Raw genomic sequence first — 11515 nt, forward strand, 5'->3', positions numbered from 1 at the left:
GGCTACTCCGATTCACTCTTCTGCGTGCCTAGTTTCTCAATTGCTTCGAGAACCTGGTTCACTTGATATGGCTTGGCCTTGCCCTTCGCATTTTGAATATTGACACGAGGGTCACCCGGCCACGGGGTCTTGTAGGTTTGAACATCGATTATTTTATGAGGAAAAGCATATATCGGCGCGGGTAAGAAGCCCTTGAACTTATTTAGGTTTTGGTTCGCAATATTTGTCCCAGACGGCGCGATCCACAATTCTTCATTATTCCCGACATTCCTTGATGGACACGTACCCTTCCCGTTCGTCCCCGGGAAGGCATAGTGGCTGCTTTCCGAAATTCTCTCTTCGCTCATTGATGGAAAAAACAAATTGCGAAAACCGGGGAATGATCTGCGTCGATGGGAATGAATCTCTCAAGGCGTACGTGATATCCCAGCCCGCGTCATACCATTGAAATCTATCGAATTGGTCTTTCCAGCGCGGGCGCTGATGAAAGCTATCGGGTTTCTCGAGAAAATTATCCTGAAATTCCCTCGTCCACTCAAGGATTTCGTTTCCTAAAGCTGGCTTAATCCCTATCTCCTCAGGAAGATAGAACCCTAGGTTTTTAGGCTCAGAGACTACTAGTTCTTTAGACGGCCATAAAGAGCTTGGATGGCTATACTCTGGACGAAGCAGAATTTTTCGAGAGGACATAAACTACAGTATCCCAGCTTTACCGCCAGAGAAGCGGAAGATCTGTGATACACCCTGCTCAATCTGGTCAGGCGCCGCTCTATCCGGTGAGCAGCACCCCAAGTGCCGCGAGCGCCGCCAGGACGCACGGCACAACCTCCGCCTTGCCGATGTCCTTGGCAGTCCACCGCTTTCCGCGACGCGCGCTCAGTGGGAAGTACACTGCGCGGGCCAGCGCCAACACCAGTACCGCAACCATCCACCAACCGAACCCAACAAGGACGGTATATACGACCATCACCACGATTGCCACCACGTGGTAGCCGATACTGAACGCCAACATGGCGCTGCTGCCGCGGTCACGCACCATTGTCTTGACCAGCGGCACCGTCCCGGTGAAGTAGAGCGCCAAAAACGTCGTCGCGACGATCGCCGGGCTGGACCAATCAGTCGGCAACCCGGCTAGGTGCGCGATCACCGCGACCAGTAGTGCGGAGGCGACCGTCGTCGCTGCGCCACTGGCCAGCGAGCGCGGTCTGCGTTGCAGTGTTTCCCACACAGCGATGCCGACCAGTGGGGCGTAGCACCACGCCCACCTGAGCACCGACGGATCCTGCATGACCACGATCGCTACCGCGACCAGGGAGATCGCTCCGTAGGTGAGTACTGGCGGCATGTACTGGCGGCGCCGCTCCACAGTGCGTGCCCGGGCCGCCTGGCCGAACGTGAAGAACGCGCAGTATCCGATAAACCACGCAATCAACAACCACACGATCGCGGCCGGGAAGCGCTCGGTGCCGAACGCGACGCCGAGGGTCCCCACAATGGCGGGGGTGAGCGCCATTGCCCACGCGCCGTGCTGGTTTGGGATCCACATGCGGAGTGTGCGTTTATCCATGCCCCGCAGTGTATCAATCAAAAGGACTATGATTAAGCTGAAAACCAGTAACCCCGGCGATTTACTCCTACTTTCGTAGTGCAGGGATCGTTCCGGGGCTTTCGAGGTAAAGGATAGCATTTCCGCTCGCTAGGGGCTGTGATGGATTTTGGTGCGTGCTGCGCCAAGGTGTGCACCAAAATCCCGCTTTTCGGGATGGCGCCGTGGCGTTTCCCCAGGTCGCGACCCCTGCGCAAAGGGATTTGGTGTCACCCCAGCAGAACCGAGTGACAAAGGACGCAACCCACTTTTTGCGACCTGGGCTTTTGCCGGATTCGGCCGACCGGATTGCGTCCTTTGTCACTCGCTCCCCGATCTATGCACCAAATTCCCGGTTTTCTGCGTCCACGGATGACGCCTTGCTCAGGAGCCCCAACACCTTCAGCGCCGCCTGCTTATCCAGCGGCTGATTCCCGTTGCCGCACTTTGGAGACTGGATGCAGGACGGGCAGCCGTGCTCGCACGGGCAGGACTCCACTGCGCCGTAGGTGGCGGTGATCCACGTGTGGAAGCGGGCGAAGCCTTCGTCGCTCATGCCGGCGCCGCCGGGGTGGCCGTCGTACACGAACACTGTGGGCAGCAGTGTGTCTTGGTGGAGGGCCGTCGATACGCCGCCGATGTCCCAGCGGTCACACGTGGCGATGAGCGGCAGCAGCCCGATCGCCGCGTGCTCCGCGGCGTGCAGCGCGCCGGGCACCTCGCCCGCGCTGATGCCTAGCGAGTCCAGCACCAGGGGGTCGATCGTGTAGGCCACCGCTCGGGTCTCCAGGTGCTGCGCGGGCAGGTCCAGCGGGATGTGTTCGCTGACCGAGCCGTCCGCCAGGCGGACAACGTAGCCGGTGACGCGGTCGGTGACCTCGACGTCCACGCTGGCCACCCACACGCCCTTCGCCAGCTGGTGGGTCTCGTGGGCCTCGCCCAGGATGCGGATGTCCGTCGTGGAGCGGGCGCGGGTGGTGTAGTCGGGCTGCGCGGGCTCCACGAGCGCAACGTAGTCGTCCAGGTTGAGTTCCTGCACCACGAAGTGCTCACCCTGGTGCACATACACGGCGCCCTCGTGGACCTGGGTGAGGGCGCGGGCGGCATCGATGGTGCCCAAAAGGCGACCGTCGCTGACGTCCACGATCATCACCTCGGCACCAGCACCGCCGCGGATAGAGACGGTCACCTCAGCGTCGGGCGCCGGGAACCAGCCGCGGGGACGCTTGCGCAGCAGGCCCTCCTCGCACATCTGCTCCACCACGTCGTGGGCGCCGAAGTCGTCGACATCCTTCGAGGTCAGCGGGCGCTCGAGTGCCGCGTGGTAGAGGTGGCCGCGCAGGATATACGGGTTCGACGGGTTGAACACGCTGCGCTCCACCGGGCGTCCCAGTAGCGCCTCGGGGTGGTGCACCAGGAAGGCATCCATCGGCTCATCGCGCGCGACTAGCACCACCAGCGATCCCTGCCCGCGGCGCCCCGCCCGGCCCGCCTGCTGCCGAAACGACGCCACCGTCCCCGGGTAGCCCGCCATCACCACGGCGTCGAGCCCGCCGACGTCGATACCCAGCTCGAGCGCGTTCGTCGTGGCCATGCCCAGGATGTCGCCCTCGTCCAGGGCGCGCTCCAGCGCACGACGGTCCTCCGCAAGGTAGCCCGCCCGATACGCCGCGATCCGCCGCGCAAAATCCGGCCGCCCCGCAGCACTCAAATCCTCCTGCGCGCGCATCGCCACAACCTCCGCGGCCGGCCGCGAGCGCACAAACGTTAAGGTCCGCGCCCCCTCACGCACCAACCACCCCATTATCGACGCCGCCTCCGTCGTCGCCGCATACCTCACCGGGGCACCGTGCTCACCCTCCGCGCCCTCGATGAAACCCGGCTCCCACAACACCACCGTGCGCTCACCCGTCGGCGCTGTATCCACATCCACCGCCCGCACCGGCCTGCCACACAGTAGTTCCGCGTGCTCCGCCGGGGCCGCCGACGTCGCCGACGCAAACACTAACGTCGGCTCCGAACCGTACGCGCGGGCGAGGCGAAGCAGGCGTCGAAAAACGAGGGACACATTGGCGCCGAACACCCCCCGATAGGTGTGCGACTCATCCACCACAATGAAACGCAAGTGGCGCAACAGACGTGCCCACCGCTCATGCGAACCAAGGATGCTCGCGTGCAACATGTCAGGATTTGTGAACACGAACCGCGACTGATCGCGAATCGCACGCCGCGCATCAACCGGAGTATCGCCGTCATACGGCGCCGGCGTAATCCCAGGCAGATCCTTCGTCAGCGCCAACGTCGCCTGCAACTGATCTGACCCCAGCGCCTTCGTCGGCGTGATGTACAGCGCACACGCCCGCTCATCCGCCGCCAACGCAGACAGCACCGGCAGCTGATACCCCAACGACTTGCCTGACGACGTCCCCGTCGCCACCACAACGTCCTCACCCCGCCAAGCAGCCTCGGCACACAGCTGCTGATGGCGAAACAGCCGCTGAATGCCACGTTGTTCGAGTGCGTGACGCAGCGCCGGATGCACCCACTCGGGCCACTCGCCGTACTCGGCCGGGCGCGCCGGAACCTCCTCCACGTGGGTGATCGTGGAGTGGGGGAACTGCTCGCGAAGCCCGCGAACGAGCTCGCCCCCAAAAGAACAAAAATCCTGCTTCATGACACAGCAAAGTATGCCAGTTTGTGGCACACTGGTTGGCAGTAACAAATTTTGTGCGCGCCTTCAACGGTGCTCGCGAGGGATTGTTTACGCGGGCGCCAGGACATCAGCCCTGGTGGACGGCTTCATTTATCCATCTTTTGAAAGGGAACACACCAATGGCTACAGGCATCGTGAAGTGGTTTAACGCAGAAAAGGGCTTCGGCTTCATCGCTCCAGACGACGGCTCCGCCGACGTCTTCGTCCACTACTCCGAGATCCAGGGCAGCGGCTTCCGCACCCTCGAGGAGAACCAGAAGGTCGAGTTCGAAATCGGCGAGGGCGCCAAGGGCCCACAGGCCCAGCAGGTCACCGCTCTCTAATCTATATAGGTGCACACCCCGGCTCCGGCCGGGGTTTTTGCTTTTGAGTTCCATTCACGTGCCAGTGCCAATAGACGCAATTCCTTCCGGGGGATTCGAGAAAAGCCCAGGTCGTGAAAAGTAGGGTGCGTCCTTTGGCACTGACTCCTGTTTACTAGCACCAAATTCCCTCGCCGAAATTAGCCACCTGGGAAGCACGCGCCGCCAGCACAGCCAAGACCTACACGGCGGAGACGCCGCGCCGGACGTCGAAAAGTTCGAAGATGTAGGACTGGATGCGCTGCATGATCCAGCCGACGAGGGCGCCGAGGGCGATGCCGACGATCATGCCGAGGAGGGGGAAGTCGGAAAGGAGGGAGCCGCCGGCGTAGCCGAGGCCGACGGAGAGGCAGGCCCAGATGATGACGCCGATGGTGTCGTAGAGGAAGAAGGCGAACCAGTTGTAGCGCACGCTGCCCAGCACGATGGTGGCAACCCAGCGTGCCCAGGGTAGGAACCTGGCGACGAGGACGGTGATGCCGGCGCCGCGGTTCATGTTGCGGCGCACCCAGTCGATGGCTTGGCCGGCTTTGGAGTTGGGGTCGAGGCGGTCGACGACGTGGATGAGGCGTCCGCCGAGGAGGAAGCAGATGTTGTCGCCGATGATGCCGCCGATGATGGCGGCGGCGATGATGCCCCACGCGTTGGGGACGCCTTGGGATGCGGAGAAGGCGCCGGAGAGGTTGAGGACGGTTTCGGAGGGGATGAGGGGGATGAGTGCGTCGCCGAGGATGAGGAGTATGACGAGTGGGTAGAAGAGGGGTGTGCCCATCAGGGTGTGGAGGAAGCCGATGAGGGAGTCGATCATCTGGGGTTTTACCTCCTTGGGTGCCCGATGGTGCTCATGGGGGTTCAGTGTAGTTGGTGGGGGTGAAAACGAGGAGTTGTAGGGTTGCTATTCATATTGTCTGATACAACTTATGTGAGTTAACGAACATAGTTCTTGAAGTGAGGTGTCACGAAGCGTGGCTGAAGACGGCAAGACCCTCGTCATCGTGGAGTCCGCGACGAAGGCGAAGAAGATCCAGAAGTATCTGGGGAGCGACTACATTGTGGAAGCTTCCGTGGGGCACATTCGTGATCTTCCGGGCCGCGCTGCTGACATCCCTGCGAAGCACAAGAAGGAACCGTGGGCGAAGTTGGGTGTGAATCCGGAGTCTGGGTTTGCACCTATATATGTTGTCAGTCCTGACAAGAAGAAGAAGGTCGCTGACCTGAAGGCGAAGTTGAAGCAGGCGGACAGGCTGCTGCTGGCGACAGACCCGGACCGTGAGGGTGAGGCGATCGCGTGGCACTTGCTGGAGACGTTGAAGCCGAAGGTGCCGGTGGAGCGCATGGTGTTCAACGAGATTACGGAGTCGGCGATTCGGGAGGCTGCGGAGAATACCCGCGAGCTGGATATGGATCTTGTCGACGCCCAGGAGACCCGTCGCATTCTGGACCGGTTGTATGGCTACGAGGTTTCTCCGGTGTTGTGGAAGAAGGTCATGCCGAGGCTGTCGGCGGGTCGTGTGCAGTCGGTGGCGACGCGTGTGATTGTGGAGCGTGAGCGCGAGCGCATGGCGTTTATCCCGGCGGAGTATTGGGATGTGACTGCGACGTACGGTGGGGGTACGGCGTTTGATGCGAAGCTTGTTGCGATTAATGGTTCGCGGATTGCGCAGGGCAAGGACTTTGATGATCGCGGTCGGCTGAAGGGGTCGGCTGAGGGGGTTGTGGTCGTCGATAAGCAGGTGGCGGAGGAGCTTGCTGGGGCGCTGAAGGGCACCTCGATGACGGTGAGCAGCGTGGAGGAAAAGCCGTACAGCCGCAAGCCGTACGCACCCTTTATGACGTCCACCCTGCAGCAGGAGGCCGGGCGGAAGTTGCGGTTTACGTCGGCGCGAACGATGCGTATTGCGCAGCGCCTGTACGAGAACGGCCACATTACCTATATGCGTACGGATTCGACGTCGCTGTCGCAGCAGGGCCTGTCGGCGGCGCGGGCTGCCGCGACGGAGCTGTACGGTACGGAGTACGTGGCGGACAAGCCGCGTATCTACGACCGGAAGGTGAAGAACTCGCAGGAGGCGCACGAGGCGATCCGCCCTGCTGGTGAGCGTTTTCCTACGCCGGGGCAGTTGTCGAAGGTGCTTGATGCGGAGGAGTTCAAGCTTTACGAGCTGATTTGGCAGCGCACGGTGGCGTCCCAGATGGAGAACGCTCGCGGGAACTCCACGAAGGTGACTGTTGCGGGCGACTTCGATACCGAGTTCGCTGCGACCGGCCGCACGATTACGTTCCCAGGCTGGCTGCGCGCCTACTCGGATACGCGAGACAGCGAGACGCACCTTCCGCAGCTCACTGCGGGCGACGAGCTGCCGACCACCGCGATTTCGGCGGATGGGCACTCCACGAACCCGCCGGCTCGCTACACGGAGGCGAGCCTGGTGAAGAAGATGGAGGACCTTGGGATTGGGCGTCCGTCGACGTATGCGTCGATTATTAAGACGATCCAGGACCGCGGCTACGTCTTCTCCCGTGGCAACGCGCTGGTGCCCAGCTGGGTGGCGTTTTCCGTGGTGGGGCTGCTGGAGAACAACTTCGATGCCCTGGTGGACTATGACTTCACGTCCTCGATGGAGGACGAGCTCGACGAGATCGCGCACGGCAACGAGGACCGCACCCGCTGGCTGACCAGCTTCTACTTCGGTGACGCCGACGCCAGCGACAACACCGCCGAGGCGATCGCGCGCCGCGGTGGGCTCAAGCACATCATTGAGGACAACCTCGAGCGTATCGACGCCCGCCAGGTCAACTCTCTGAAACTCTTCGACGACGCGGAAGGCCGCGCCGTCAACGTGCGTGTGGGCCGCTACGGGCCGTACATGGAACGCCAGGTGGGCGTCACCGCCGACGGCGAGCCGGAGTACCAGCGCGCCAACATCCCCGAGGCGACCACACCTGATGAGGTCACCCTGGAGCTGGCGGAGAAGCTGTTCGCTACCCCGCAGTCCGGCCGCGAGCTGGGCGTGAACCCTGCCAACGGGCGCATGGTAGTGGCCAAGGAAGGCCGCTTCGGCCCGTACGTCACGGAGCAGCTCGGCGACGACGAGCTGGAGAAAGCGCAAGCCCACGCCGAGGAAGTCATCGCCGAGGAGCGTGCCACCGAGGACAAGCAGCGCGCCGAAGAAGGCAAGCGGAAGAAGAACTGGGACACCAAGACTGCCGCGAAGCAGAAAGAAAAGCGCATGACCGAGCTCGTCGACGAGCAGCTCAAGCCCGCGACGGCGTCCCTGTTCCAGTCGATGGACCCGGCTTCGGTCACGCTTGAGCAGGCGCTGCAGCTGCTGAGCCTGCCGCGCGAGGTGGGCGTCGACGATGGGGAAGTGATTACGGCGCAGAACGGCCGTTACGGCCCGTACCTGAAGAAGGGCTCCGACTCGCGCTCCCTGGCCAGCGAGGAGCAGATCTTCAGCATCACGCTGGAGGAAGCGCGCCGCATCTACGCGGAGCCGAAGCGCCGCGGTCGCGGGGCTGCGAAGCCGCCGCTGAAGCTGCTCGGGGACAACGACGTGTCCGGCAAGCCGATGTCCATTAAGGACGGCCGCTTCGGCCCGTACGTCACTGACGGCACCACCAACGCGTCCCTCCAGCGCGGTGATACCCCGGAGACCATGACGGACGAGCGCGCGAACGAGCTGCTGTCTGCGCGCCGGGCCCGCGAGGCGGAGAACCCGAAGCCAGCCAAGAAGGCCACGCGTAAGACCACGCGCAAGAAGGCGACGAAGAAGACGACGCGCAAGAAGGCAACGAAGAAGGCCGCGAAGAGCTAGTAGCGGGGCTGGCTAGTAGCGGTCCGCCAGGGTGGAGCGCACCGGGCGGGCCAGCTGCGTCATGCGGTTGCGCCCGCGCAGCTCCACGGACTTCATCAGCGTCCAGCGCTGCTGCTCAACCTCGTTGGCGGCGCGTAGGGTAGCTGCGTTGGTGAGCACGCAGCCCGGGGTGTCCTTGGCCAGCTCGGTGAGGCGGGCGGCGGCGTTGACGGCGTCGCCGATCACGGTGTATTCGAAGCGGTCGGAGCCGCCAATGTGGCCGGCGACCACGTGCCCGGAGGCCACCCCGATGCCTGCCTGCAGCTCCAGTCCCGCCAGTTCGCGGCGGAGTTCGCGGGCGGCCTGGAGGGCGTGGGAGGCGGCGTCGTGGATGGAGACGGGCGCGCCGAACACGGCCAGCGCGGCGTCGCCCTGGAACTTGTTGATCACGCCCTTGTTGCGGTGCACCACCTCAACGACGATCTCGAAGAAGTTGTTCAGCGCGGCCACGACCTGCTCCGGGGTGTGGTTGACAGCAAACGTGGTGGAGCCGATGACGTCGATGAACACGACGGCCACGCGGCGGTCCTCCCCGCCGAGCTCCGGCTTCTCCTCCAGGGCCTTCTGCGCAACCTCGGTGCCGACGTAGCGGCCAAAGATGTCGCGGACGCGCTGGCGCTCGTTGAGCCCGCGCATCATCTCGTTGAACCCGGCCTGCAGTACGCCGATTTCGGAGCCGTCGTAAATGTCGACCTGGGTGTTGCGCTCCCCGCGGCGCACCTTGTTGATGGCTTCCTGCAGCTCCTTGATGGGGTCCACCACGCTCATGATGGCGAACGCGGTGCCGATGAAGCCGGTGGCCAGCGCGGTGAGCGTCAGCGCGAGCACGGCAGGCATGAGCTCGCCGGGGCGGTTGTAGAAGAAGCCGTGGCGCTGCGCGAAGAACAGGGCGAGCACCCCGAACATTGGTACGGCGGAGGTGGTGAACCACGTCAGGTAGAGGCGGTGCTTGATCGGTGGTTCCAGGGTGGAGTCCTCGAAGCGGCGTGCGAGTGCCGACGCCGCCACCGGCCGCACCAGGCGCTCTGCCTGCAGATACGTCATCACGGCGGTGACGAAGCACGCCAGCGACGTAGACCCCAACGTCACGATTGCCAGCTGGTGGTCGATGCGCCAGGCAGCCACGGTGATGATCATGATGCCGATGGCCCACACCCCGACCACGATCACGGTCTGCAGCACCGGGATGCGCATGACCAGGTTGCGCACCATGTTTGGGTCGTGGTCGTCGGGGCTGAGCTGCCACTCGAGCACCGGCCGGAACAGGAAGAACGTGACCACGATGCCCACGAAGATGGCAAAGCAGAAGTAGGCTGCGCCGAGGAAGCCGAGGCCTTCGTCGTGAATGTTGAGCTGCTGCACCTCCCGCATGGGGATGAGGAAGCGCACGAACAGCATAATCAGCACGGCGCCGAGCACGTTGGTTCCGAGCACAGTTGCGGCGTAGAGGGGCCACGAGGTGCCCCACAGCCATTTGAAACTGCGCCAGAATCGTTCCATGCTGTAACACTTTAGCGGGTTTTCGCCCTGCTGTACGCTTGGGGCTTGTGCCTACCGTGAGTCAATTACTTGCCGACGCCCCCTCCGTCCAGCAGGTCATCATGAACGCTGCCGCGGCCGCCCGGGGAATCGGCGACGCGCGCGCGATGACGCACTCCTGGCTGTTCACGGGGCCTCCCGGTTCGGGGCGCTCCAACGCGGCGCTCGCGTTCGCGGCCGCGCTGGTGTGCACGGACCCCGACGAGATCGGCTGCGGGCGTTGCAAAGGCTGCCGCGACGCGCTGTCCTCCCAACACACCGACGTCATGCATGTGGTGCCCAAGGAACTCACGATCAAGGTGAAGGAGACCCGCGAGTACATCGCGCAGGCCGCCCGCATGCCGACGGTCGCCCCCTGGCGCGTCCTCATCATCGAGAACGCCGACCGCCTCGGCCAGGACGCCTCCGACGCGCTGCTGAAAACGGTGGAGGAGCCCCCAGCCCACACCGTCATTATCCTGTGCGCGCCGTCGACGGACCCGGAGGACTTCTCCCAGACGCTGCGCTCCCGCTGCCGGCACCTCTATATCCCCGCGCCCTCCGAGGACGAGGTGGTGCGCATCCTCATGCAAGAGGAAGGCGCCACAGAGTCCGACGCTCGGCTTGCCGCCGCCACCACCCTGCGCCACGTGGGCCGTGCCCGCAGGATGGTCAACGACAAATCCGTACAGATCCGCCGCGCCCAAGCCATCAACCTTGCCGAGCTGATCTTCCACGGCGCGCAGGCCTTCCAGGCCGTTGCCTCTCTGGTGAAGGCCACGGAGAAGACCGCCGTCGAGGACTATGCAGAGGAGGATGCCGAGGAGCGCGCCAAACTCGAGCAGGCCCTCGGCGTCGGCGCGAAGGGCAGGGGAGCGGCGAAGGCGCTGCGCGGGGCGTCCGCCTCCGTCAAAGCGCTCGAGGCGAGCCAGAAAGCGCGCGGCACCCGCCGCAAGCGCGACGTCTTCGACCTCATCCTTGTGGACCTCGCCGGTATCTACCGCGACGCCCTCGCCGTCCAGTCCGACGCGCAGGTCTCGCTGACCCACCCCGACTTCCAGCCGCTGGCCGCCGAACTCGCCGAGAAGGTCCGCCCCGAAGGACTCGTGGCCTGCCTCGACGCCATCGCCCAGTGTCGACTGCGCCTCCAGCAACAGGTGAGCCCCGTCGTGGCGTTCAACGGGATGCTCGGCCACATCCGCCTCGCCTGCGACGCCCGCTGACCTGGCAGTTTCGTAGATTCTTGGCGGTGCTGTAATATTGTGCAGCGTTGCCACCTTAGCTCAGTCGGCAGAGCGTCTCACTCGTAATGAGAAGGTCGCGAGTTCGATTCTCGCAGGTGGCTCAATGAAAACCCCAGCTAGAACACGGTTTTAGCTGGGGTTTTGTTATGCGTGGGTGTCAAAGTCCATCGTCCCCGTACCAGCGCGTTCGTTGGAATTATTTCAGATGACCACTTCGACGACTTGGTAAAACGTTACGA

8 protein-coding genes and 1 tRNA gene are annotated in these 11515 nt (G+C 63.5%); 4 read left to right on the forward strand and 5 right to left on the reverse strand.

Annotated elements, in window-relative coordinates; genetic code table 11:
• Positions 1-2 precede the first annotated feature (2 nt).
• The 3 genes from R0V12_RS07180 to R0V12_RS07190 form a co-directional block, all read right to left on the reverse strand.
• On the reverse strand, positions 3-347 hold the full coding sequence (locus tag R0V12_RS07180) for a hypothetical protein (RefSeq protein ID WP_240492752.1): 345 nt from the start codon (positions 345-347) through the stop codon (positions 3-5).
• Positions 348-769: 422 nt separating this feature from the next.
• On the reverse strand, positions 770-1567 hold the full coding sequence (locus tag R0V12_RS07185) for a YwiC-like family protein (RefSeq protein ID WP_070363242.1): 798 nt from the start codon (positions 1565-1567) through the stop codon (positions 770-772).
• A gap of 355 nt (positions 1568-1922) precedes the next feature.
• Positions 1923-4259: a DEAD/DEAH box helicase gene (locus R0V12_RS07190; protein WP_320072386.1), complete on the reverse strand. Its 2337-nt coding sequence runs from the start codon at positions 4257-4259 to the stop codon at positions 1923-1925.
• A 158-nt stretch (positions 4260-4417) separates the two neighbouring features.
• On the opposite strand from R0V12_RS07190, the gene R0V12_RS07195 reads away from it, so the two are divergent.
• Entirely contained in the window at positions 4418-4621 is a 204-nt protein-coding gene (locus tag R0V12_RS07195) for a cold-shock protein (protein WP_070363240.1), read from the forward strand.
• 220 nt (positions 4622-4841) lie between these two features.
• Here the strand turns inward: R0V12_RS07195 and R0V12_RS07200 are convergent, their stop codons facing one another.
• Complete coding sequence (locus R0V12_RS07200) at positions 4842-5468, reverse strand: DedA family protein (protein ID WP_070477320.1); 627 nt, start codon at positions 5466-5468, stop codon at positions 4842-4844.
• Positions 5469-5625: 157 nt separating this feature from the next.
• Between R0V12_RS07200 and topA the strand changes: the two genes are divergently transcribed.
• On the forward strand, positions 5626-8475 hold the full coding sequence (gene topA, locus R0V12_RS07205) for a type I DNA topoisomerase (protein ID WP_320072387.1): 2850 nt from the start codon (positions 5626-5628) through the stop codon (positions 8473-8475).
• Positions 8476-8487: 12 nt separating this feature from the next.
• Here the strand turns inward: topA and R0V12_RS07210 are convergent, their stop codons facing one another.
• Positions 8488-10014 (reverse strand): adenylate/guanylate cyclase domain-containing protein, encoded by a 1527-nt coding sequence (locus tag R0V12_RS07210; RefSeq protein ID WP_320072388.1) that lies wholly within the window; start codon positions 10012-10014, stop codon positions 8488-8490.
• A gap of 101 nt (positions 10015-10115) precedes the next feature.
• Between R0V12_RS07210 and R0V12_RS07215 the strand changes: the two genes are divergently transcribed.
• Together R0V12_RS07215 and R0V12_RS07220 are read left to right on the forward strand one after the other, a co-directional pair.
• A complete protein-coding gene (locus R0V12_RS07215) occupies positions 10116-11255 on the forward strand; it encodes a DNA polymerase III subunit delta' (RefSeq protein WP_413774874.1) in 1140 nt (379 codons plus the stop codon).
• Between the two features lie 49 nt (positions 11256-11304).
• Positions 11305-11377 (forward strand) — tRNA-Thr (locus R0V12_RS07220).
• The last annotated feature ends 138 nt before the right edge of the window (positions 11378-11515 follow it).

Source organism: Corynebacterium sp. UMB2355A, from assembly GCF_033877495.1.
GTDB classification, from domain to species: Bacteria; Actinomycetota; Actinomycetes; order Mycobacteriales; family Mycobacteriaceae; genus Corynebacterium; species Corynebacterium pseudogenitalium.

Bases quoted from the DNA above. Each gene is read 5' to 3' on its own strand.
- R0V12_RS07190 (WP_320072386.1), bottom strand. From the start codon at position 4,259: ATGAAGCAGGATTTTTGTTCTTTTGGGGGCGAGCTCGTTCGCGGGCTT.
- R0V12_RS07185 (WP_070363242.1), bottom strand. From the start codon at position 1,567: ATGGATAAACGCACACTCCGCATGTGGATCCCAAACCAGCACGGCGCG.
- R0V12_RS07210 (WP_320072388.1), bottom strand. From the start codon at position 10,014: ATGGAACGATTCTGGCGCAGTTTCAAATGGCTGTGGGGCACCTCGTGG.
- R0V12_RS07180 (WP_240492752.1), bottom strand. From the start codon at position 347: ATGAGCGAAGAGAGAATTTCGGAAAGCAGCCACTATGCCTTCCCGGGG.
- R0V12_RS07200 (WP_070477320.1), bottom strand. From the start codon at position 5,468: ATGATCGACTCCCTCATCGGCTTCCTCCACACCCTGATGGGCACACCC.
- R0V12_RS07195 (WP_070363240.1), top strand. From the start codon at position 4,418: ATGGCTACAGGCATCGTGAAGTGGTTTAACGCAGAAAAGGGCTTCGGC.
- R0V12_RS07215 (WP_413774874.1), top strand. From the start codon at position 10,116: ATGAACGCTGCCGCGGCCGCCCGGGGAATCGGCGACGCGCGCGCGATG.